This window comes from Tardiphaga sp. OK246, assembly GCF_900188215.1.
Lineage (GTDB): Bacteria > Pseudomonadota > Alphaproteobacteria > Rhizobiales > Xanthobacteraceae > Tardiphaga > Tardiphaga robiniae.
The window spans coordinates 283,988-306,259 of sequence record NZ_FZOX01000007.1; the positions used below are offsets into that span (position 1 = coordinate 283,988).

Consider the following 22,272-nt stretch of genomic DNA (forward strand, 5'->3'; position numbering starts at 1 on the left):
TCGCGATCTAGACTTTTGTCTCGGAAGCGTCAGGGAATCCAATTTCGATCACGCACCCCGCCCCCGAAAAGATCGTCAACCGAAAGCCGTGCAATTTGGCAATCGTGGCAACAAGAGTGAGGCCAAGCCCAAGACCTGGTGTCTTGCGAAACGCATCGGAGCGGTAGAACCGCCGCAGCACCGCACTGCGCTCGTCTTCGCTTATCCCCGCGCCGGTGTCCGTGATGCGCAGGATACTCTCGCCGTCGCCGGACACGGTCGTGATCTGGACCTGCCCACCCCGCGGCGTGAACTTGACGGCGTTATCGACCAGATTGGCGATCGCCTCCATCAGCAGGTCACGATCTCCCTCGACGATCGGGGTATGAGCGATATCGGTGCGCAGCGTGATGCCCTTGTCTTCGGCGATCGGCGCATAGAGATCGCGGACCTCGTGCAGCAGTTCCTCCAGTGCGACCTTGCCGAATCCGGTGGAGCGACGGCTGTTCTCGATCTCGGCCAGCCTTAGCAGTGCTGCGGCAATCGCCAGCGACTGGTCCATGCTCAAGATGGCCTTGTCGACCACAGATCGCAGTTCGGGCAGCGTCCTGGCGTTGTTCCGGCCGCGCTCCAGGGCCAGGCGTGCCCGGGTCAACGGGGTCCGCAGGTCGTGCGCGATGTCATTGCCGACTCCGGCAATCGTGTGGATCAACGTTTCGATCTCGTCCAGCATGCTGTTGACCATGGCGGCGAGCTGAGTGAACGGATCGCGGCCGCGATCAACCGGGAGCCGTTCATGCAGACTACCCGCCACGATGCGCTGAATGCGCTCATTAACTCCGGCGATCCGACGTTCGGCACGCAGACTGAGCAGTGCGCCCAGCGCGAGGCATAGCAGCAGAGCCGGGATCAGACCGAGAGCCAGAGCCTGGCTGACAACCATCGACAGCTGAATCGCTTCATCGACATAGCGGCCGATCACCAATATTTCGCCGTCCGGCAACTGCTGGCCGATGGCCTGAACGGTTAGTTGCTCCGGGCCAGCGGGGCGCGGCCTTATGATCTCGACGGTCTGCACCGTGGCGTCCAGCCGCAGCATCGCCGGCGGGCGCTCAAGATTGCCGGCGACCCGGCTTCCATCTGCCCGGAACAGGCCGACGAAATGCACGTCGCGCGAATCCTCGCTGAGTTGAAGATGAAGCGCGTCGAGCCTGCGTTCATTCGACAATGCCGCTACCGTTTGCAGCTGCAAGGCGATGACATGGTCGGAGCGGGTCACTAGCAGGCGGTCGGTCTTCCAATAGATGAAGCCGAACAGGACCAGCACGAACAAAGAAAGTGCGACAGCCGCGACCGTAGCGGCACGGAAGGTTGAACTACTCGCAAACTCGGCCAGATTCATCGCGTGAGCGGCCCGTGAGGGATATTTGGGCCGCCAACATAACGGATTTCCCACGCTTGCGCGATTCGTCATCGTCCGCCGGAATGACGCAATTCAATGCGTTGCCAGCGCCGGGGCGCGGGTGTGACGTCGATCGTGCGAAAGCTTGCGCGCCGCCGACTGCACCTTCTCGAACGCCCGCTGCTCGATCTGGCGGATCCGCTCGCGCGACAGCCCATAGTGCTGCGCGAGGTCTTCGAGCGTATCCGGCTCGTCGACGAGATGACGCGCCTCGAAGATGTGCCGCTCGCGCGCATTGAGTACGTCGATCGCGCGCACCAGAACCTGGCGGCGATGATCGATTTCGTCCTGCTCAACCGTCATCAGTTCTGGCGTGGGCGCCTGGTCGATCAGATAGTCCTGCCACTCGGCGGCACCCTCGTCATCGTGCACCAGCGCGTTGAGCGAAGCATCACCGCCGAGCCGACGGTTCATGTCGACGACGTCCTTCTCGGTCACGCCCAGATCGCTGGCTATCAGGGTCACCTGGTCGGGCCGCAAGTCGCCGCCTCCCAGCGCCGAAATCCTGCTCTTGGCCGAACGCAGCTTGAAGAACAATTTCTTCTGACTCGCGGTGGTGCCAATCTTCACCAGCGACCATGAGCGCAGGATGTAGTCCTGGATCGCCGCACGGATCCACCACACCGCGTACGTGGAGAAGCGGAATCCCTTGTCCGGGTCGAACCCGTCAAGGGCCTGCATCAGGCCGAGATTGGCCTCCGACATGATCTCCGACAGCGGCAGGCCGTAACCACGATAGTTCATGGCCACCTTGGCAGCGAGGCGTAAGTGGCTGGTGACAAGTTGCTCGGCTGCAGCACGGTCGCCGTGATCGCGCCAGCGTATCGCCAGCACGTATTCCTGCTCGCGTTCGAGCATCGCAAAACGCCGGATGTCGGTTCGGTAATTCAAGGCGGTGCCGGCTGCCGCGGGCGACCGCAGCCCGATCGGAGCCGCCAGACCAGACGCCGGTGTGGAATATTCCGTCGACGTTCCATCGGTATTCATGTCAGCCCCTCCGCTATGATTGATCTGTTGCTGATCAATGTCCGGGGCCGATGTCACGGCCTTTGCGGACGATCCTGAAAAGATAGCGGCGGCGATCACGGGAACCATTAAATTACAGGTTAAGGATATAAATTCGAATTCAGATTCGGCTTGCGGCACGAACAAGGCGAGCGTGACGTGGCTTCCGCAACGTCACGCCCGCGATGCCTTGCAGGACGGTTCGTTAGCTGCAGCCGGCGACCCAAGGATAATGGTGGGGATGCAGCGGGCCGTAAACATACGGACAGCTGTAGCCGTAATCATCGTAGTAGCCCGGGAAGCCGAAGCCACGGCCGGTATGTCTGACGAGGTGATGTCCGGCAAAAGCGTGCGATCCGAATCCGCCTCCTGCGAAACGCTGGCCGCCTATTCCGCCGAGATGCTCGCCGCCGATTCCACCCACATGACCGGCGGCAATGCCTGCTATATGGCCGCCGCCGGCTCCGAAGCCCCCCATGTGACCACCACCGAAGCCACCGCCAAAGCCGCCCATATGGCCGCCACCGCCGCCGAAACCACCTCCGTGGCCACCTCCGCCGCCGCCGCGTGCATCAGCGGCGGTGGCTAGCAGGCTCAACGCCAGCGCAGCCGTTGCGAGTACCTTGAATGTACGTCCTTTCATGATCTCATCCTTTCCATCGAGGCCGTTGTTGCCGAAAGCGCCCATATGGCATCGAGGCAACAGCGCGATCAACGAAACATGGTGAGGGGACACGGCGAGACGACTAAAATGTCCTTCAGACAGATCACCTTTCCGGCAATGGACAGGCGATCTCCGCGACGCAGCCGGGACCGGTCGACAGCGTCAACCGGAATCCATGCAGCTTGACGATCGCGGAAACCAGGCTGAGGCCAAGACCGGCGCCAACAGTCCTGCGACTCTTGTCGGAGCGATAGAACCGCCGCAGCACTGCTTCACGCTCGTCTTCTCCAATGCCGGGTCCGGTGTCCGATATTCTGACAATGACATCGCTGGGCCCTCGCACCAGAGCCAACCGGACGCATCCGTAGGGCGGCGTAAACTTGACCGCGTTATCCACCAGGTTGATGATAGCCTCCTGCAGCAGATCGCGGTCGCATCGGACAATGGCATCGTCCTCGACATCGACGCGCAGGCTGACCTGCTTGTCTTCAGCGATCGGTTCGTAGAGGTCGCAAGCCTCACGTAGTAAACCCGCCAGCACCACATCGCCGAATCCCCTGCGGTCGCCATAATGCTCGATCTCTTGGATACGTAGCAGGCTGGTGATAATGGTGAGCACCTCGTCCACGCCAGTGATCGCGCGGTCGGCGACCGCCTGCAGGTCCGCGACCGTCGAGGCATTGGCGCGGCCGCGCTCGAGGCCAACGCGGACACGGGTCAGTGGCGTGCGCAGGTCATGCGCGATCTCGTTGCCGGTCCCTGCCATTTCGGTGACCAGCACCTCGATCTCGTCGAGCATGCCGTTGGCGATGATGGCCAGCTTATCGAAGGGGTGGTCGAGGTTGGCCGTGGGAAGTCGCTCGCGTAGGTCGGCATCGATAATGCGCCTGACCTGTGCATGGAGTTCATCGACACGACGCTGCACCCGCAGGCTGAGCACACCACCGATCGCCAAGCTGAGGGCGCCCGCCACCGGCAGACCGAGCAGCAGGGCGCGGCCGATCGCCGCCGCCAGTTCTTTGAGCTCGCCGCTGTGGCGCGCGATGACCAACACTTGGCCGTCAGACAAGCGACGACCGATGGCGCGCACGGACATCGACTCCGGCTTGTGCGGATCAATCCTGACCACCTGCGTCGCATGAATCCGCGCGTCGATCGCCAATTGCGGCGGGATATCGCGCAGATTGCCAGCGATCCGTTTTCCGTCAGCTGTGAACAGACCGGCCAACCGGGTCCGGCGCGGATCGGACGCCAGGCGGTCCTCGATGGCGATGATCCTGCGCTCCGGCACATCCGACGCGATCGCCTCGCTTGCCTCCGCGATCGAAGCGTCCATGTCAGCCCGCATCGAACTGCCAGCCTCCCAGTACACGAAGGCCGAGAACAAAAGAATGCAGAGCGCGATCGCGATGGACGTCCACCGGAACGTCGTTGTGCGGACGAAATCAGGAAGGCGCACGAAGAATAAATCCTGCGCCGCGGACATTGTGGATCATCGGCGGATCGCCCGGCGTGTCCACCTTGTGCCGCAGCCGCCCCATATGAACATCGACAAGATTGGTGTCCGGGACGAATTTATAGTTCCAGACCTCCTCCAGCAACATCGCCCGCGTCAGCAGCTGCTCGTTACGCTGCATCATGTATTCGAGAAGGCGGAATTCCCGCGGCAGCAATTCGATCTCCCGCTCGCCACGCCGCGCTGTGCGTTCGATCAGGTCGAGTTCGAGCGGTCCCACCCGCAACATGGTTTCCCGCGTTTCGATCGGACGTCGCAACAGGGCCTCGATCCTCGCCACCAGTTCGACTATCGCAAAAGGCTTGGTCAGATAGTCATCGCCGCCCATACGTAATCCGCGGACGCGATCATCGACCGCTCCGAGCGCGCTCAGGATCAGTACGGGCGTGCGAATTTGGTCATGCCGCAGCGCCTCGACGATGGTGAGTCCGTCCATTCCCGGTAACATGCGATCGACGACCATCAAGTCCGGCTTGATGGAGCGAGCCTTGTCGAGTCCTTCGATGCCGTTCGCGGCATGTTCGACCTCGAAGCCGCGCTGCGTCAGTTCGGCCGCGAGTTCCTCGGCGGTCTCATTGTCGTCCTCGATCAGCAGAATCTTGGTCATCTGGAGTATCTCGGGCACCGTTTGATCTGAAGACACGACAAGGTGCGACCGCGCCGTAGCATAGCGGAAAACGTCGTCATTTTGTCGAAACTCGGTCATTTCGTCCATCCGGTCGGTACAAGCCTCACCGCTGCGACAGGGACCAAGGATCCCGGGATCGCGTACAGCGTTGCTCCGGCATCGGTATGCCGTGTCACCATGATCTGCCGGGCCAGGCCGCGGAGCTTTTCCTCGTGTCCGTAGCAGAGCACGGCCTGCGCCAGGTCGATTGCGTCCGGCCCTCGCGATACCAATCCCGCAATCACATCCTGATCCCTACCCGCCATCGGCCGAAGATTGATATCAGCGACCATTTTGTCGGACGCAGAACAGCTGTTGAGAGCGAGCGGACTCGCTCCAATGAACGCGGCTGCAGTGGCCGGGCGACGCTCAATCGCTGCCGGTTGAAACGGCGGCGACTTGTGCGGCGGGCGCGCCACCGCAAATGCGGTTGCGGCAAGCAACAGCGATACCCCTAACGAGATCGCACCTTGTCGAACGAACGACGTCAAAATTCCGAGCATCCACCCACCTGCGAACGGCGCTTACTGATGCAGCAGCCATCGGAACGCGCCGAGCCGGACGGCGAACCAATGGCCACAACATCTTCGGAAGGCTTCTGTTCTTCAATTAAATACGAATTTAACCTGCAACGCAGCGACGCCCCGTGCGCAACGATTGCCGGCCAGACACCTGCCATCGACATCCCCGGCAGCAACCGAAGCAGAGCGTCGGTCCGTTCTTAAATCGCAATTTAATCGCTCCGCGGACTTTCTTCGCTATCTCGACCTTCATCGGCCGGCGCTCATTTCGGCGGAGGCATACGGAGGGATTCCCTTGCCAGCAGTTTATATCAATCGTGTCGCAACGGCTGTGCCGCCTTACGACGTTCATGACACTTTTCGCCGCTTCGCACAGTCTACGCTCCATCTGGCCAACCCGCGTCAGGCGCGGCTGTTCGAACGCATGGCCGACAAGTCCGGTATCGAGCACCGCTTCTCGTGCCTTACGCCGAGCAATCGACCGGAAGGCGACCATTTCGATGCCGGCGGCTTCTATGCCCGTAGTGGTTTTCCCGATACGGCGACGCGGATGGAGCAGTATGAGCGGCACGCGCCCGAACTGGCGCAAGCCGCCGTCGATCGCCTGCATCTCGGAGCAGATCGTGACCGCATCACGCACTTGATCATCACCAGTTGCACAGGTTTCTCCGCGCCCGGCCTCGACCTCGATCTCATCGCGCGTTGCGAGCTTCCGACGACGGTCGAACGCACCGTGATCGGCTTCATGGGCTGCTACGCCGCCATCAACGCGCTGAAGCTGGCCTATCACATCGTCCGCTCCGAGACGTCGGCGCGCATACTGGTCGTCAACCTCGAACTCTGTACGCTGCATCTCAAGGAAACCGCCGATCTCGAGCAGATGCTCTCGTTCCTGCTGTTCGCCGACGGTTGTGCGGCAAGCCTTGTGAGCGCCGAGCCGTCCGGCATCGCGCTCGACAGTTTCCGCGCCATGCTGGTCCCCGATACCCGCGATCTGATCACATGGAACATCCGCGATGCCGGCTTCGACATGGTTTTGTCGGGACGCGTTCCGGCCGTTATCCAGGACGGCCTACGGCGGAGCGCCGATGAAATCCTGGCTGGAGCGCCCGCGGCGGCGATCGACCTGTGGGCGGTGCATCCCGGCGGCCGGACCGTTCTCGACGCGGTGGAGCGAGCCTTCGCACTGGCGCCCACCGCGCTGGCCGCGTCGCGCGACGTACTGCGCCGTTATGGGAACATGTCGTCGGCAACAGTCATGTTCGTGATCGAGCGGCTGATGCGTTCGGGCGCACGCGGCCGCAGCGGGTGCGCAATGTCGTTCGGGCCCGGACTGATCGCAGAAACCATGCTTTTTCGAACCGCGGCCTGAGCCCATGAGCACATTCAGCACCACCCACGCTGCAGCGACGGACCTGTCGCAGCGAAGTACCGAAGCCGAATGGCTGGACAGCGCCGGCGCAAGTTCGGAAGAGCTCGAACTTGTGCTGCGCGACCTCGCCCGCTTCAACGGCGCGATGCTCGGGCACCGGGCGGTGATCGCCTGGCTGGACGCCGCCATCCAGCGGATACCTGAAGGCACCGAGCTCACACTCGTCGATGTCGGTTGCGGCTATGGCGACCTGCTGCGGGCGATCCGCAGCTGGGCCGCCGGGCGCGGCCGGCAGATCAAGCTGATCGGGCTCGATCTCAATCGCGAGACGGTCCGCATCGCGCAGTCGGCGACAGGAAACGATCTCAATATCGAATATCAGGTGATGGACATCTTCAATTTCATCCCGCCCTCCCCCATTGACTTCGTCGTCAGTAGCCTGCTCACGCATCATATGTCCGACGAGATGATCGTGACGTTCCTGCGCTGGATGGAGAGGACCGCGCGACGCGGCTGGATGATCTACGACCTGCAGCGCCACCGGGTGCCGTTCCATTTCATCGGCCTGATGGGCTGGCTGACGCGGCTGCATCCCATCGTCATTCACGACGGCCGGATCTCGGTTGCGAGAGCCCTCACCCGCGCGGAATGGACAGCACGGTTACGCGATGCCGGGATCGCGCCGCGCGTGGTGCGCCTGCGATGGTTCTTGTTCCGCTTCGTGATCGGACGTGTGCGATGATTCAGGTCGAGACGATCGTCATCGGCGGCGGGCCGGCCGGCAGCGCGGTGGCCTGCGGTCTGGCCAGGTATGGCCACGACGTCATGCTGATCGAGCGCACAGCGACCTCCCAGCATAAAGTGTGTGGCGAATTCCTGAGCGTCGAGACACAGCTGCTGTTAAGGCGGTTGGGCGTCGATCCGCTGGCGCTCGGCGCGGTGCCGGTCGATGAGGTGGCGCTCTATTCCTCGCGCCGCAGCGTGACCTCGGCACTACCGTTTCGCGGGCTGTCGCTGTCGCGCTATCGACTCGACGCCGCGCTGCTGCGACACGCGCATTTCAGCGGCGCACGCCTGCATCGCGACGTGACGGTGAAAACGGCGAGACCCGATGGATCCGGTTGGCTGGTCGTGTGCGACAACGGCCATACGGTGAGTTGCCGGAACCTCGTACTGGCCACCGGCAAGCTGGGTCTGCGCGGCATCGACGACACACGCGACGGCTCGCAGGTCGGGTTGAAAATGCACCTGCGGCCTACCCCCGACATTCGCCGAGCGCTCGAGGGTCGGGTCGAGCTTTACTTTCTGGAGGCCAGCTATATCGGCCTCGAACTGGTCGAAGACGGTATCGCCAACCTCTGCATGGTGCTGCCGGGTAAAGCCATGAGCCAGTTCGGATCCGGCTGGCCCGCGCTGCGCAACCATGTGGCGGCGGCGCTTCCCGCACTGGCGGAGAGGCTGGCAGACGCCGAACCACTGTGGGACAAGCCGAAGGCCGTGGCCTGTCCCAGCGGCGGACATCTTCATCGCGAGCGAAACACTGCAGCCTATCGGGTCGGCGACCGTCTCGCCCACATCCCGCCCTTCACCGGCGACGGCCTTGCCATCGCCCTTGGATCGGCCGCGCTGGCAGTCGCGCATATCCGGGAGGGCCTTTCACCTGATGTGTATCTGGCGGCCGCGCGAAAACTCACGGCCGGTCCGATCCGGCTGGCGAGCATCGTCTCCTGCCTTGCCGGGCATCGCATCAGCCGAAACCTGATGTTCGCCGCGGCCACGCGCGGCCCGGGCCTGATCGGCTCGATCGTCCGCCGCACCCGGTTGACCCGCGCGATGGATGGCCTTGACCCTGCCGTGCTGCCTGCCCCGCCGCTCGTAAGCCCATGACGACCCTGCGCACCGAGCTGCCCCTCGCGGACACCCGGACATGGCTCGGCTTTGTCCTGATGTGTCTCGGGATGTTCATGGCGATCCTCGACATTCAGGTGGTCGCAACATCGCTGCCGACCATTCAGAATGCCCTCGCCATCTCCCCGGAGACGATGAGCTGGGTCCAGACCTCCTATTTGATCGCCGAGATCATAGCCATTCCCCTGACGGGCTGGCTGACGCATGTGCTCTCGATGCGCTGGCTCTTTGCCTCCGCCCTAGCGCTGTTCACGCTGACGTCGATCGGCTGCGCCGCGAGCGGCACCTTCGCCGCCCTCGTGTCGTTTCGTGTGCTGCAGGGATTCGCGGGCGGCACGCTCATCCCGGCGGTGTTCGCCGCAGTCTTCCTGCTGTTCCCGCCGCGCAGCCAAGGCATCGCTACGACGGTCGCCGGCATCGTGGCGGTCCTGGCGCCGACGGTCGGACCTGTGGTCGGCGGCTGGATCACGCAGACCTGGTCCTGGCACTGGCTGTTCCTGATCAATGTCGTTCCCGGGCTGATCGCTTGCGTTGTGGCGCCTCCTCTGCTGCCCCGGCAGCAGCTGAACTTTGGCGACGTTGCGGAAATCGATTGGCGGTCGCTGGTTCTGATGGCGATGTCGCTGGCCACTCTGGAGATCGGACTGAAGCAGTCACCTCATGATGGCTGGGTGTCGGTCACCTGCACGGGCCTGTTCACAATCAGCGCGCTCTGCGGCGGCCTGTTCGTCCGACGCACATTGCGCGCTGCCCATCCGGTCGTGCAGCTTGGCCCGTTCCGAAATCGCTCATTCGCGATCGGATGCGCGTTGAGCTTTTGCCTGGGCGTGGGCCTGTACGGCTCGGTCTATCTCATCCCGGTTTTTCTGGCTTACGTCAGGGGTCACGACGCCCTGCAGATTGGTTCGACGATGCTGGTGACCGGTGCCGCGCAACTGGCGATGTCGCCCATCGCCGTCGCGCTGGAACGGCGACTCAATGCGCGCTGGCTGACCGCCGCGGGTTTTGCGGTGTTTGGTATCGGACTCGCCCTCAGCATGTTTCAGACTCGCGACACCGATTTCAACCAGATGTTCTGGCCACAGATCGTTCGCGGCATCGCTATCATGTTCTGCCTGTTGCCACCGACCCGCCTGGCGTTCGGTTCGCTGCCGGAAGCGCAGGTGCCGGCAGCGAGCGGCCTGTTCAATCTGATGCGCAATCTGGGCGGCGCGATCGGCATCGCGCTGATTGACACCATCCTGTACACTCGCGCTCACATCTACGCCGCTGCGTTGCATATGCAGTTGTTATCGGGAGACCCCACGGCGGCAACGGCCATTGGCCTCGATCCCGCATTGCTGACAAGCGCTCTCTCCGGCCCACCCACTCCTGCCATGGAAGCTCTGGTCCGGCCCATGATCGAAAAGACGGCCTTTATCTGGAGTGTGAATGATGCTTGGGCAATGCTGGCAGCAACGGCGCTGCTTGCCGTGCTGCTGGTGCCATTCGCGTGGGGCGGGCGCGAACGGTAGTTCGGCCCGGGGGCGAGCGGCGCTGCCGCCACCATCTCGAGAAGCGATAGACGCGCTTCACGGCGCCCCCTTTTCAAGATGATCTCGTTTTCCGCACAAGAGATTATTATCGACCGGGCTGTGCCGCTCGCGAAGGCGCTCAGTACCGGGCACGCCACCCGTCGGGCGTTCGCTCATAACTACCGCGGAAATCGATGTTCTCCACGCAGTTGGCGTGCATGTCGGCCGCGGCCTGCAGACATTCCTGATAATCATAGTAGCCGCAGATCTGCGGTGCGCCCCCCCGGACCATTGGATGAGCCTGGCAACAGACAGAACGGCGACGCGTCACGGTGCAGTGGCGTAGCTTCGGCGGGTTGCGAGCTCAGCGCTGCGAACGAGAGCACGACGGCAACGGCAAAGGCCGCAGTGAGATATCTGGGTTGTCGATCGAAAATCATCATCCATCTCCATCTGCTGTGAACCTCAAAGCGCGCCGCTCGCGGTCGCGCAGTCGCATCGATCGGGAGATCGCGATTGCAAAGCCTGCAAGATGGGCAGCCAAGGGCTACGTTTCCGAGATCATCGTGCGCTGGAAATTCAAGATTTTCTTCGCACAGGTCCCATATCGAAGAGATAGGAAATTCTATGTATTTCCCGAATAAATACGTGTTTAACTTTCGAACGCGCTTGGAGCGCCCCGATCGACGTTGCGCATGAAGGTCTGACTGACAGCGGGAAATCGACCTCTGGAATTTCCCGCAAGGTTTTAAAGAGGGTGCCATCATCTTCGGCACAAAGCAGCCATTCACGCTGAAAAAGGGTAACTAATGCGGATGGAGGTGCTGCACTTGATCAAGGCAGATCAGGTCGAAGCACTCCTTGCCCGTCACTTACTGGCTAGGGCTCACGCCTTCCCCCGTGCAAACTTGAGGGTGTATCGACGCAGGTCGGATCACACCTACATTTCACACCACGGCGCGATGCCAACGGATATTGACGTGGTTGTTGTCCGAGAGGGCAAGAACTGGAAGGGCGCGCGGTAGGTTTTGTGCTCGGAACGATAGGTTTGGAAAAGTATTTTAAGACTCAGTCAAAGCCCCCGAAATTCATAACGGTAAAGAGTAGCTCAAGAAGCCCGCGTGCGTTTGTTTTGCACCTAGCAACCGTTGGCAGTCTGCACTCGGGCCAATCGCAACCGGTGTCATTTGGCACTTCGCTGCCCCCGAATTTTCCGAAGGTCTGCTTTGCGCCAGTACCGGACATTGTTCGCTGTGAATCAGGCAGCCGCCGCGGTTCAGACGCAAGGTGGGAACTTTCGTCCAGTGGCTGAAGGGCCAGATCGGAGCTTTCATCACCTTAACGGCCGAGAAAATCCGAAGGCAAACAAGCATCTTTCCTGACCAAATAGGAATCGGTGCGTCGGTCGCGTTTTGATGATAGCCGTTGCCATTATCCTTCGGGCGCGAAACGCCCAGATAATATGCACCTTATCCCGATCGCGATTGCTCGCGAAACTGCCGCGGCGTCACACCGGAAATTCGGCGGAAGGCGCGGCTGAAATGTGCCGGATCCGTGTAACCGGATGAAAATGCGATATCGATAATCTTGGAATTACTGTCACGCAAAAGCTTGCTCGCATTCTCATATCTGACGGTGTCGAGCAGATCAGAATAGCTCAGGCCGACATCCGCGAGCTTGCGCTGAAAGCTGCGTGTGCTGACGCCCGCCATCTCTGCGACTTCAGCAAGAGCTGGAATTCCGTCGTCCAGATAAGACGGCAGCATCAGCTTTAGCAGTTCAACGATGTCATAGCCGGAAGGGCCGTCCTCGTAAGCTTGCGGCGCAGGGCTCACGTCTTTCCGATGGTTGGTGAGACTGAGATACGAGATCGGCACGTCGATCCACGCCGCATGCTGGCCTGACAGGAACCGCACATTCGGCCACAAGGATTGCGTCGCCGGACGTGGCGTGTAGCGCGCTTCAAAGGCGATCGTCGCCGGCATCCAGTCCGCTCCCGCGAACTGCCGGACGATGTGTATCGAGAAGATGTTCTGGATCCATTGCAGATGCTCCATATGCAGGAGTCCGTTTGTCCCGGCGAGCGTGGTGCAAATCCGCGCGTGATCGTCGTCGTGCTCGATCCACATGCTCAGGATCGTATCCTCCCGCGGCGCCCATGTGCAGGCGTGCCGCAGCGCAACGAGCAGTGTCGGAGAGTGAGCGATCAGGGCCCGCGTTTTCTCGCGCATATGGGAGAAATGCAGCCGTTGGCTGGCCAGGAAGCCGAATTCTTCAATGCCCTGGCTTCTCCGGGCGGTTTCCATGAAGCGGATTGCCGGCATCAGCGGGACATAGAGATCGCTCTTGTCGACCAGAGACGACGGAAGCCGAAACTTGGTCAGAAGCGAACTCGTCGGCGCACCGGTCTCATCGAGAATCCCGACGAAGGGCAGAAGAAACTGGCAGCGCGTCAAAGGGATGTTGGCCATTGGGTCTCGTTGCGATCATCAGTAGGTACTTTGCATCAGCCACAATTTCATTCGAATCGCTACTGGTGAGCCCGGAGAATGTCACCGTTCTCTTGCCGGCACCTGTCGGCCTCGAATTGCAACGGTCGCCGCGTCGTGTGCATGCGGCAAGAATTCACCTGCAAATGACATGATCGGCCGCGATTGGCGCGAAGTGGCAAGACGGCCGGCCCTCGTCTGCACGAAATGACCCGGACAGGGTGCACCTGTCGATCGGAAGGCAACCGGGCCGGGCGCAGGCCCCGGCTCCCCCAAGATTCCGCCCACGGAACGTCGGCACCGGCCCGGCTTTGCTTCCACCTTCACAATGAATCCGGCAAGTAAACTGGAACCACCATATTGAGAACGCTGACCTGCGCAGAAACGGCTCAGACGGATTTGCGATCGGAGCGTGTACGAGACGGCATGATCTTCGTGAGTGCCGGAACGTTCTGGATGGGTTCGGATCGGCACTACCCCGAAGAGAGGCCGGCTCACCCCGTCAGTGTCGATGGGTTCTTCATTGACGAGACTCCTGTCACCAATACTCAGTTTGCCGAGTTCGTGGCCGCAACCGGATATCGCACGGTTGCCGAATCCGTGCCCGATCCAAAAGATTATCCCGGCATAATGCCGGAGATGTTGTATGCGGGCTCGCTGGTTTTTCGCGAGCCGACCGGGCGTGTCGGTCTTGATGACTGGTCGCAGTGGTGGTCGTTTCTCGAGGGCGCCAACTGGCGTCGTCCCTATGGTCCGGTTAGCAGCATCGAAGGACGAGATGATCATCCCGTCGTCCACGTCACCCACCAGGACGCGCTGGCCTATGCACGATGGAAGGGCAAGGATCTTCCTACAGAAGCCGAGTGGGAGTTCGCCGCCAGAGGCGGTCTCGAACAGGCCGAATTCGCATGGGGATCGGAGTTAATCCCCGCTGGCCGACATATGGCCAATACCTGGCAAGGATCGTTTCCGACGGTCAATCATAACCAGGACGGATACGCCCGCACGTCACCTGTGAAAGCCTTTCCGCCCAACGGATACGGTCTCTACGACATGATCGGAAACGTCTGGGAGTGGACATCTGACTGGTACTCTTCGCAGCACGAAGTAGACATGACGAAGGCCTGCTGTGTACCCAGGAATCCCCGTGGGGGGCTTGAGTCTGCCAGCTACGATCCATGTCTCTCCGAAATAAGAATACCGCGGAAGGTCCTCAAAGGCGGCTCGCATCTGTGCGCCCCGAATTATTGCCGCCGCTATCGGCCTGCAGCTCGCCATCCGGAAGCAATCGATACTTCGACAAGTCATGTCGGGTTCCGATGCATTGTTCGAGACGGAGAATCGAATGAATAAGCCTATTAACAATCATCTCAGGACACGCTGGTTGGGCGTGAGCACGACTCTCCTGTTGTTGGGAACGCCCGCTGTCGCCCAGGAATCGCTGCCGTTCCCGCCCACGCCATCAGGAAGCAAGGCTGGTCCGACGATCGCGCGGTCGACCTACAACCCGGTGCCGCCGCAATCGCGCCTTCCAGCCAATGCACCGAACATCGTCGTCATCATGCTCGACGACGTTGGTCCGGCACTCCCCAGCACCTATGGCGGCGTGATCAAGACAGACACGTTGAGCCGTGTTGCCGAAGGCGGCGTGTCGTACAATCGCTTCCACAATGCGGCGATGTGCTCCCCAACGCGCGCAGCGTTGCTGACCGGGCGTAATCATCACCGCGTGGGGTTTGGCCAGATCGCCGAACTGGCAAATGATTGGGATGGCTACTCCGGCCACATCCCGGCGACATCCGCGGCCGCGCCGAAAGTGCTTGGCTATTACGGCTATGCGACGGGTGCATTCGGGAAGTGGCACAACACGCCGGCGAACGAGACCACGGCCGTCGGTCCCTATACGAACTGGCCAGCGGGGCGCGGCGTTGGTTTCGACTACTTCTACGGCTTCCTTGCCGGGGAATCCTCCCAATGGGAGCCCGCGGTCGTTGAAAACACGGTTCGCCTGGATCCATCCGCGGGCAAGAAAGAATATCACTTCACCGAGGACATGACCGACAAGGCTGTCTCATGGATCAAGCAGGTCCATGCGCTGACGCCGGATCGTCCGTTCTTCATGTACTGGACCCCTGGCGCCTCCCATGGTCCGCATCACATTTTCAAGAACTGGGCGGACAAATATAAGGGCAAGTTCGACGACGGCTGGGATGTCATGCGCGAGCGCGTCTTCGCCCGTCAGAAAGAACTCGGATGGATACCGAAAGACACCGAGCTGACGCCGCGGCCAAAAACGCTTGCGGCATGGGCCGATATCCCCGACGAGGAAAAGCCATTTCAGCGTCGGCTCATGGAAGTGTTCGCCGGATACACCGAGCATGCGGACGCCCAGGCCGGTCGACTGATCGATACGCTCGACGAACTCGGCATTCGTGACAACACCCTCATCTTCTACGTCTGGGGCGACAACGGCTCGAGCGCCGAAGGTCAGAACGGGACCATCAGCGAACTTCTGGCACAGAATGGCATTGCTTCCGAGATGAAGGATCACCTCCGCACCCTGAAGGAGCTGGGCGGCCTGGATGTGCTCGGATCGCCCAAGGTCGATAACATGTACCATGCCGGCTGGGCTTGGGCTGGCTCTACGCCTTATCAGTCCACCAAACTGATCGCCGCGCATTTCGGCGGGACGCGCTCGCCGATGGCGGTTTCCTGGCCAAGCAAGATCAAGCCGAACAAGACACCGCATCCGCAGTTTCATCATGTCAACGATATCGTGCCGACGATTTACGACATCCTGAAAATCACTCCGCCGAATCTTGTCGATGGCGTCACCCAGGATCCGCTCGACGGCATCAGCATGGTCTACTCCTTCGGGGCGCCAACCGCGCCCGGACAGAAGAAAGAACAGTATTTCGAGGTGATGGGCAGCCGCGCGATCTATAAGGACGAGTGGATTTCTTCCGTGTTCGGACCGCGCATCCCCTGGAAGGCAGGTCTCGATCCGGCGATCGCGCAATGGACGCCTGAGAACGACGTGTGGGAACTCTACGATCTTCGAAAGGACTTTTCGCAGGCGAAGGATATCGCGTCTGCCAATCCCAAAAAAGTCGAGGAGATGAAGAAGACGTTCGATGCAAACGCGAAGGCCAACAAGGTCTATCCTGTCGGCGGCGGCCTGTGGTCCGTTGTCTTCCATCCCGAAGACGCGCCATCCAATCCGGCCAAGGTGTTCGACTATACGCAGGAAGTCGTTGCCGTTCCGGAGTTCACCGCACCGAAACTCGGGTCACGAAGCAGCCTTGTCAGCATCGACGCAGAACTGAAGCCGGACTCGAAGGGCGTGCTTTATGCACTGGGTGCGATCTCGGGAGGGATTTCGCTGTGGGTCGAAGACGGCAAGCTCAGCTTTGAGTACAATCTGTTCGAGATAGAACGGACAAGGCTCGATACGACCGCTCCGCTCCCGACCGGAACGGTCAAGATCGAAGTCGAAACACACGTGGCCAGCAGCGTACACGCAGGTCCTCTCGACATCGTCATCCGCGTCAACGGCAAGGAAGTGGCCAAGGGCCGCGTGCCTCGCTCAACCTCGCTCGGGTTTACTGCCAATGACGCTTTTGACGTCGGCCGTGACAGCTATTCGCCAGTCTCGTTCGCATATTTTGCCCGCAAACCATTTGCGTTCAACGGAAAGATCAACCGTCTACGGGTTGAGTATCTGAACTGAGTGGCTTGATCCCATCAAGTCATCGTCGGCCAGGAGCGGAGATCGAAGGTGTTCGCCGCTCCCGGTCGAGAACGAACGTCACCACCCCTGCAGATAACGCCTCCTGAATCACGAGGGAAAACTCAATGATGAAGAAACTTGCTTTTGCTCTTGCTGTTGCGTGCGCAGCACCGCTGGGCTCGGCTCAAGCCCAAACCGAATTGAAGGCCTATGCCGATGCGGATGGCTACATCAACGTGCAGAAGCTGACTTGCGCGCAGCTCGCCGGAACGTATCAGGAAGACGCGAACTTTCTCGGCGTTTGGTACAGCGGTTGGTACAATGGCCTCGGAAAGAAGTCTTCCATCAACTTGCCTAGAGTTCGAGAAGGCATTCACGAATTGATCGTCTACTGCAAGGCCAATCAAGGCACGACGATCATCAAGGCCATCGATGTTCTTCTGAAGGCTGAAAAGGTCCGCACTGCCAAATGAATGTTGGTCCCCCCATCATTCCGACTTGTCGGCCCAGCTAACTAACAATTGACAGGAATCATCTCTTGAAAAGCCAATCCAGAACGCCCTTGAATGCGGCGCGCCGTTCGATCCGCTCTGTTGCCGCACTCCTGATCGCGTCGGGTTTATCTGCGACATGCATCGGAGCTGGCGCTGCCCACGCGGATGATGCTGCATCGATCCTGCGCGCAATGTCCGACTACATCGCGAATCAAAAGAATGTTTCGATATCGTATGATTCCGATATCGAGATCATGACCCCGGACATGCAGAAGATTCAGTTTGCCAGTTCCGGGCAACTCACCATCCATCGGCCGGACAAGCTCCGCGTGACACGGACCGGCGGCTACGCCGACGTTGAGCTCGTGTACGATGGCGCCAATTTCACCGTTTCTGATCGTGCCCGCAAAGTCTACGGGCAGATGCCAGCCACCGGTACGATTGATCAACTCGTCGACAGCATTCGTGACAAGTCCGGCATCGAGGCGCCGGGTGCCGATCTTCTTCTCGCCAATTCCTATGCGGCCTTGATCGATGGAGTCTATGACGCCAAGCATATCGGCAGGGGCGTCATCGATGGCCATGAGTGTGAACACTTGGCTTTCCGTACGCCGGATACCGACTGGCAGATCTGGATAGAACCAGGCGCGACGCCGATTCCGCGCAAATACATCATCACCACCAAAACGGTGACGGGCGCGCCTCAGTACACGCTCCGAATTAGCAGCTGGAAAACCAGCCCCGACACCACTGCCGATGCATTCGCTTTCAAGCCGAGCGCAGACATGAAGAAGCGCGAGATTCAGAATCTCGGCCATATCGATGAGATTCCCCCAGGAATCAGCCCCTGCGGAGAGAAGAAATGACTGGATTGAAAAGCAAGCTGCTGAAGATCGCCCTCGGAACGAGCGTGGCCATCCTGTGTCTGTCGGTCAGCGAACAGGCGTCGCTCACGCATGGCGGTACCTTCATGACCTCGGCTGAGGCACTCATCGGAGCTCCGCTCACGCCCCTGAGTTACGCCGGCGTAGCACGGCGAACGACGCGCCGAGCCATCGTGGGTGGAGCCGTCGTTGGTGGAGCCATCGTGGGCGGAGCAATCGCGGGTGCAGCCGTCGTAGCCGTGCCACCCTCTTGCGTTCAGGCGGTCGACGTCTACGGCCGAATTTATAACCGATGCTACTGATCGCACTCTGACCGAGAGCTATTTCAGCAGGCCGTTGTTGTCGATCTACGTCGAACAGTGACTGCTACGGTGTTCTCAACGTTCCTGAAAATGCTGGAGCGCGTTCCCATCGGAAAGCGCTCCAGCTTTTTTTGACGCATCCCGTCTCAGAGCGAATGCGTTTGTGCTGGAATGGCCCGATTCAAGATCGGGCCCCTTAGCGTGGTGTAGCTTTTCGATGCAAACGCAACACCCTGCGAATAATGTAAGTAGCGCGGGAATTCGGTGTGACGAATATCGATTTGCGCGTATGTCGATCCAGTTTTGATTTGTGCTTTTGCCACGCGGAGTTTGTTGATGCGCTTCTCTTTGACGATGACGGTCGCTGCCAGCGCCATGCTGTGCTGGTCACAAACGCCAGTCATAGCAGCCGAAGGCGGCGTAAGTGTCTCCCTCCTCGGGTCACACGCAACCGGCGCAGGCATTACGCCGCCGCCCGGCGTCTTCTTTCAGAACGACTTTTATTATTACGACGGCAAACTCAGCGGCGGTCGAACTCTGCCGACCGGTGGTCTTCTCGTTGCAGACGTCTCGGCCCAGAGCTGGATCGAATTGCCAACAACACTCTGGGTTACACCTGCCAAGATTCTCGGCGGCAATCTCGCATTCTCGTTGACGGTGCCCGTTGGTGAGCCGCGCGTGAATGCAAATCTGCTGGTGAACTCGCCGCGCTTCGGGCCGATCGGTGTCGGCGTGACGGACAAGAATGCTAACCTCAGCGACTTCTTTCTCCAGTCCTTTGTCGGGTGGCAGTCGGGCAACTTTCACTGGCAGCTCGGCGTCAGCGGTGTGATCCCGTCCGGAACGTACGTCGCCGGTCAACTGTCGAACGCCTCGCTGAACAGACCCGCGCTCGACGTCTTCGGCAATTTCACATGGCTAGATTCTGCCATTGGCTGGGATCTCTCCGCCGCGGTGGGCGTCACCTTCAACCAGACCAACACGGCGACCGACTACAAGAGCGGCGATGAATTCCACCTCGAATGGGCAGCAACCAAATACATCACCAAGGAATTCACGCTCGGGCTCGTCGGTTACTATTACCAGCAACTGACGGCGGACTCCGGAACAGGCGCGAGGCTGGGCGCCTTTGAAGGTCGTGTCATCGCACTCGGCGTCTCGATTGGGTACACGTTCGAGGTCGGGAAGCTCCCGATTTCAACGCGCCTGAAAATCTATCGTGAATTCGATGCCGTAAACCGCATGGAAGGCACTGCCGGATACTTTACCGTGTCTGTGCCCGTCGCGTTGGATACCAATGTAATGGCGCTCGCCGATGGGCGCTCGATAAAAACAAAATTCTAGCTCCTTCGACTGGGACGCCTCCAGGCTTGTTCTTTGTCGATGTTCTGAGGAACGATGGATAGGATTTGATGACGGGCATATCAGTCAGGACACACCGGCTCACAAATTTCGAAGAACTCAATGCCGCCGTTTATGGAGCACACATCAGCGGGACGTAGAGATCGCTAAATGGCTTGACCGGTCGCGATTGGCGCGAAGTGGCAAGACGGTTGGCCTTCGTCTGCACGAAATGACCGGATAGGATTCGCCTGTCGATCAGAGGCAATCGGGCCGGACGCAGGCATCGGCGTCCGCGAACGATCCGCTCCACGGAACGTCGGCACCGGCCCGGCTTTGCTTCTGCCTTCCCAAGGATTCCGACAATTAAACTGGAACCACAATCTTTACCGCCTCCGCTTCGATTGCTTTTTCACGGGGCAACTGGTTGTGCCGAAAAAGTCAGGTGGCAACCATGTTCAGAGCACTGATCATTGCAGCAACCTACCGTTTTTGATCGGCGGCTCTGACTTACCTTCTAAGGGGCGGCTCGGTCAGATGGCGGGAACCCGCATTCGAGGAAACTCAGTCGCCTGATGATCCCGGCACTCTTGAAATGAATAGAGACTATCCATGACCGCAAACCTGGTTCGGTCCGCAGGCCCATCCATCTTCGTGCTGCTTATGATTTGCGGGCAGGCCGTCGCGCAATCGAACGAAGCCCAATCGAAGGTCAACGATCCCCATTTCAAAATAGCGCCCGGTTATCTGAAGCCGGCCGACCTGCCGAATAGCCTGGTCATGCTCGGTCCGCCCACCGAGAAGGATTCGGCCGCGCTTGCCAGGGACGAAGAAGCACGCAAGGTAACGCTCCCCCTGCGCGGCACCGACCGCTGGAAGCAGGCCTCCGCCGACGCCGATCTTGCCTTCCCGCAGGCCGCCGATAATTTTTCCTGCGCGATGGGGATCAAGATCGACAAGGAACAGACCCCGCGCCTCTATGCCATGATGCAGAAGATGCTGTCCGACCTCGGCCTGTCGACCTATGGCGTGAAGAACAAGTACAACCGCACCCGCCCCTTCGTCGTTCACAACGAAGCCACATGCCGGACGGATCAGGAAGCAATCCTGCGGACAGACGGCTCCTATCCGTCAGGCCATACGGCTGCGGGATGGGGATGGGCCCTCGTCTTCGCGCAGATCAATCCCGAGCGTTCCAATGAGTTGTTCACGCGCGGCATCGCTTTCGGCCAGAGCCGCGTGATCTGCGATGCGCATTGGCAGAGCGATGTCGATGCGGGCCGCATCATGGGGGCAGCGACCGTCTCGCGCTTGCAGACCAACGCGACCTTCCTTGCCGACCTCAAAGCTGCGAAGGTGGAGGTAAAAGCAGCGAGGGCGAGGCGCGCTGCACCGGTTTGTGCGGCCGAAACAACAGCCTTGTCCACGCAATAAGCGGGCCTCGACCTTGAGCAACGGACGTCTTCGACCGATCTGTGGATGGCTTCTGGTGTGCGCCGTTTGCATCGGTGTGACCGATGCTGCCTTCGGCCAGGACGACAACGATCAAGCGGCTCAATTCACCCCGCCAAGCGTCTATCTGGATCTCCGAACCACCTACGCGACAGCCCCCAGCGGTGCGATCGGAATAGGCTTCGGCAACACGTCGCTGTTTTCGGTTCTGGGGGCGATCGCGCTTGCGGCCGGCCACACGCCATCGACCGTGCCGCCCCATAAAAAACTGCCGGCGGTGCACGCGGTCACAGTCGATATCCCGCTCACGGTCGACCTGAACGATCGGGTGTCGGTCTATGGCGGTATTTCAGTGAACGCCAACACGATGCCGCTCGGCGGCTGGACGGATATCGACATCGCGAGCTGGAATGTCGGATTTCAGGCCGATCTCTATAAGCAAAACGGTGGCATGCTCCCCACCACCACCGTGCAATCGACCATCACGCAATCACTGCCGAGCGGGCCGTTCGCGACGACGAATTTCAACAACGTTATCGAGTTCGACTATGCATTGGACGAGGATCAGACGAGGGGACTTCTCCTTGGCTTCCAAGACACCCGCGTCGCGATCCAAAGCGCAGCAGCGGAGGTCCGTCCGAGTATGATCGGATATGCCGGTGGCTACTACCAGTGGCCAAGCAACTGGAAAATTTCCGCGCGCGTCGGCGTGCAATCATTCGGCGGCGTTGAACTCCTGAACCGAACGCTGATCCAGCCCTTTACCCAGCCCGTCCTACGCCTTGACCTCGACCGAATGGACGACAACGACAATCGCTTGTTCGGTTTGATGTTGCAGATCCAATGGATCCCGCTGCCGTCTTATCAATTGACGTTCAGGACGCCGCTTTATCTGACGCAGAACTAGCCAGCGCGCCCCCCCCACGCGGTGTCGGATGTCCATTGGCGCGAAATGGCAAGACAAGTGATCCG

At 60.3% G+C, this 22,272-nt stretch carries 20 protein-coding genes; 14 read left to right on the forward strand and 6 right to left on the reverse strand.

The window, feature by feature from the left end:
- Nucleotides 1-7: 7 nt before the first annotated feature.
- From CHC01_RS27655 to CHC01_RS27675, 5 genes are all read right to left on the reverse strand, one after another.
- The gene (locus CHC01_RS27655; RefSeq protein WP_089267549.1) at nucleotides 8-1,453 is read right to left on the reverse strand and encodes a sensor histidine kinase; all 1,446 of its coding nucleotides are present in this window, start codon (nucleotides 1,451-1,453) and stop codon (nucleotides 8-10) included.
- A gap of 21 nt (nucleotides 1,454-1,474) precedes the next feature.
- Entirely contained in the window at nucleotides 1,475-2,593 is a 1,119-nt protein-coding gene (rpoH, locus tag CHC01_RS27660; protein WP_244558540.1) for an RNA polymerase sigma factor RpoH, read from the reverse strand.
- A gap of 58 nt (nucleotides 2,594-2,651) precedes the next feature.
- A complete protein-coding gene (locus CHC01_RS27665; protein WP_141137185.1) occupies nucleotides 2,652-3,089 on the reverse strand; it encodes a hypothetical protein in 438 nt (145 codons plus the stop codon).
- 124 nt (nucleotides 3,090-3,213) lie between these two features.
- Complete coding sequence (locus tag CHC01_RS27670; protein WP_089267550.1) at nucleotides 3,214-4,596, reverse strand: sensor histidine kinase; 1,383 nt, start codon at nucleotides 4,594-4,596, stop codon at nucleotides 3,214-3,216.
- Nucleotides 4,556-5,233, reverse strand: a complete 678-nt coding sequence (locus CHC01_RS27675; RefSeq protein WP_089267551.1) for a response regulator transcription factor — start codon at nucleotides 5,231-5,233, stop codon at nucleotides 4,556-4,558. Before CHC01_RS27675 ends, CHC01_RS27670 begins: the two co-directional genes overlap by 41 nt.
- A gap of 530 nt (nucleotides 5,234-5,763) precedes the next feature.
- Here CHC01_RS27675 and CHC01_RS32075 point away from each other — a divergent pair.
- From CHC01_RS32075 to CHC01_RS32080, 6 genes are all read left to right on the forward strand, one after another.
- Nucleotides 5,764-6,018, forward strand: a complete 255-nt coding sequence (locus CHC01_RS32075) for a hypothetical protein (protein ID WP_141137186.1) — start codon at nucleotides 5,764-5,766, stop codon at nucleotides 6,016-6,018.
- A 91-nt stretch (nucleotides 6,019-6,109) separates the two neighbouring features.
- Nucleotides 6,110-7,186, forward strand: coding sequence for a type III polyketide synthase (locus tag CHC01_RS27685; protein ID WP_089267553.1), 1,077 nt, complete (start codon nucleotides 6,110-6,112; stop codon nucleotides 7,184-7,186).
- A gap of 4 nt (nucleotides 7,187-7,190) precedes the next feature.
- A complete protein-coding gene (locus CHC01_RS27690; RefSeq protein ID WP_089267554.1) occupies nucleotides 7,191-7,928 on the forward strand; it encodes a methyltransferase domain-containing protein in 738 nt (245 codons plus the stop codon).
- Nucleotides 7,925-9,073 carry an NAD(P)/FAD-dependent oxidoreductase gene (locus CHC01_RS27695; RefSeq protein ID WP_176454727.1) on the forward strand — a complete coding sequence of 383 codons (1,149 nt, stop codon included), beginning with the start codon at nucleotides 7,925-7,927 and terminating at the stop codon, nucleotides 9,071-9,073. Before CHC01_RS27690 ends, CHC01_RS27695 begins: the two co-directional genes overlap by 4 nt.
- Nucleotides 9,070-10,608 (forward strand): DHA2 family efflux MFS transporter permease subunit, encoded by a 1,539-nt coding sequence (locus CHC01_RS27700; RefSeq protein ID WP_244558541.1) that lies wholly within the window; start codon nucleotides 9,070-9,072, stop codon nucleotides 10,606-10,608. The genes CHC01_RS27695 and CHC01_RS27700 overlap by 4 nt, the downstream gene beginning before the upstream one ends.
- A 332-nt stretch (nucleotides 10,609-10,940) precedes the next feature.
- Entirely contained in the window at nucleotides 10,941-11,252 is a 312-nt protein-coding gene (locus CHC01_RS32080; protein ID WP_141137187.1) for a hypothetical protein, read from the forward strand.
- An 825-nt stretch (nucleotides 11,253-12,077) separates the two neighbouring features.
- Here the strand turns inward: CHC01_RS32080 and CHC01_RS27715 are convergent.
- The gene (locus CHC01_RS27715) at nucleotides 12,078-13,079 is read right to left on the reverse strand and encodes a helix-turn-helix transcriptional regulator (RefSeq protein ID WP_089267557.1); all 1,002 of its coding nucleotides are present in this window, start codon (nucleotides 13,077-13,079) and stop codon (nucleotides 12,078-12,080) included.
- Between the two features lie 444 nt (nucleotides 13,080-13,523).
- Here CHC01_RS27715 and CHC01_RS27720 point away from each other — a divergent pair, with 444 nt between their 5' ends.
- From CHC01_RS27720 to CHC01_RS27760, 8 genes are all read left to right on the forward strand, one after another.
- The gene (locus CHC01_RS27720; RefSeq protein WP_089267558.1) at nucleotides 13,524-14,450 is read left to right on the forward strand and encodes a formylglycine-generating enzyme family protein; all 927 of its coding nucleotides are present in this window, start codon (nucleotides 13,524-13,526) and stop codon (nucleotides 14,448-14,450) included.
- Complete coding sequence (locus CHC01_RS27725; protein ID WP_176454728.1) at nucleotides 14,443-16,827, forward strand: arylsulfatase; 2,385 nt, start codon at nucleotides 14,443-14,445, stop codon at nucleotides 16,825-16,827. The genes CHC01_RS27720 and CHC01_RS27725 overlap by 8 nt, the downstream gene beginning before the upstream one ends.
- 125 nt (nucleotides 16,828-16,952) lie before the next feature.
- Nucleotides 16,953-17,300, forward strand: coding sequence for an HdeA/HdeB family chaperone (locus tag CHC01_RS27730; protein WP_089267559.1), 348 nt, complete (start codon nucleotides 16,953-16,955; stop codon nucleotides 17,298-17,300).
- A gap of 65 nt (nucleotides 17,301-17,365) precedes the next feature.
- Nucleotides 17,366-18,187, forward strand: a complete 822-nt coding sequence (locus CHC01_RS27735) for a DUF2092 domain-containing protein (protein ID WP_089267560.1) — start codon at nucleotides 17,366-17,368, stop codon at nucleotides 18,185-18,187.
- A complete protein-coding gene (locus CHC01_RS27740; RefSeq protein ID WP_244558542.1) occupies nucleotides 18,184-18,507 on the forward strand; it encodes a hypothetical protein in 324 nt (107 codons plus the stop codon). Before CHC01_RS27735 ends, CHC01_RS27740 begins: the two co-directional genes overlap by 4 nt.
- Nucleotides 18,508-18,843: 336 nt before the next feature.
- A complete protein-coding gene (locus CHC01_RS27750) occupies nucleotides 18,844-19,851 on the forward strand; it encodes a SphA family protein (RefSeq protein WP_089267562.1) in 1,008 nt (335 codons plus the stop codon).
- 609 nt (nucleotides 19,852-20,460) lie between these two features.
- Nucleotides 20,461-21,282 carry an acid phosphatase gene (locus CHC01_RS27755; RefSeq protein ID WP_089267563.1) on the forward strand — a complete coding sequence of 274 codons (822 nt, stop codon included), beginning with the start codon at nucleotides 20,461-20,463 and terminating at the stop codon, nucleotides 21,280-21,282.
- Between the two features lie 76 nt (nucleotides 21,283-21,358).
- Nucleotides 21,359-22,207, forward strand: coding sequence for a hypothetical protein (locus tag CHC01_RS27760; RefSeq protein ID WP_089267598.1), 849 nt, complete (start codon nucleotides 21,359-21,361; stop codon nucleotides 22,205-22,207).
- The last annotated feature ends 65 nt before the right edge of the window (nucleotides 22,208-22,272 follow it).

Excerpts from the sequence above, each read along its gene's own strand:
- CHC01_RS27655 (WP_089267549.1), bottom strand. The coding sequence starts at position 1,453 with ATGACGAATCGCGCAAGCGTGGGAAATCCGTTATGTTGGCGGCCCAAA.
- CHC01_RS27665 (WP_141137185.1), bottom strand. The coding sequence starts at position 3,089 with ATGAAAGGACGTACATTCAAGGTACTCGCAACGGCTGCGCTGGCGTTG.
- CHC01_RS27670 (WP_089267550.1), bottom strand. The coding sequence starts at position 4,596 with ATGTCCGCGGCGCAGGATTTATTCTTCGTGCGCCTTCCTGATTTCGTC.
- CHC01_RS27675 (WP_089267551.1), bottom strand. The coding sequence starts at position 5,233 with ATGACCAAGATTCTGCTGATCGAGGACGACAATGAGACCGCCGAGGAA.
- CHC01_RS27690 (WP_089267554.1), top strand. The coding sequence starts at position 7,191 with ATGAGCACATTCAGCACCACCCACGCTGCAGCGACGGACCTGTCGCAG.
- CHC01_RS27695 (WP_176454727.1), top strand. The coding sequence starts at position 7,925 with ATGATTCAGGTCGAGACGATCGTCATCGGCGGCGGGCCGGCCGGCAGC.
- CHC01_RS27700 (WP_244558541.1), top strand. The coding sequence starts at position 9,070 with ATGACGACCCTGCGCACCGAGCTGCCCCTCGCGGACACCCGGACATGG.
- CHC01_RS27715 (WP_089267557.1), bottom strand. The coding sequence starts at position 13,079 with ATGGCCAACATCCCTTTGACGCGCTGCCAGTTTCTTCTGCCCTTCGTC.
- CHC01_RS27720 (WP_089267558.1), top strand. The coding sequence starts at position 13,524 with ATGATCTTCGTGAGTGCCGGAACGTTCTGGATGGGTTCGGATCGGCAC.
- CHC01_RS27725 (WP_176454728.1), top strand. The coding sequence starts at position 14,443 with ATGAATAAGCCTATTAACAATCATCTCAGGACACGCTGGTTGGGCGTG.
- CHC01_RS27730 (WP_089267559.1), top strand. The coding sequence starts at position 16,953 with ATGATGAAGAAACTTGCTTTTGCTCTTGCTGTTGCGTGCGCAGCACCG.
- CHC01_RS27740 (WP_244558542.1), top strand. The coding sequence starts at position 18,184 with ATGACTGGATTGAAAAGCAAGCTGCTGAAGATCGCCCTCGGAACGAGC.
- CHC01_RS27750 (WP_089267562.1), top strand. The coding sequence starts at position 18,844 with ATGCGCTTCTCTTTGACGATGACGGTCGCTGCCAGCGCCATGCTGTGC.
- CHC01_RS27755 (WP_089267563.1), top strand. The coding sequence starts at position 20,461 with ATGACCGCAAACCTGGTTCGGTCCGCAGGCCCATCCATCTTCGTGCTG.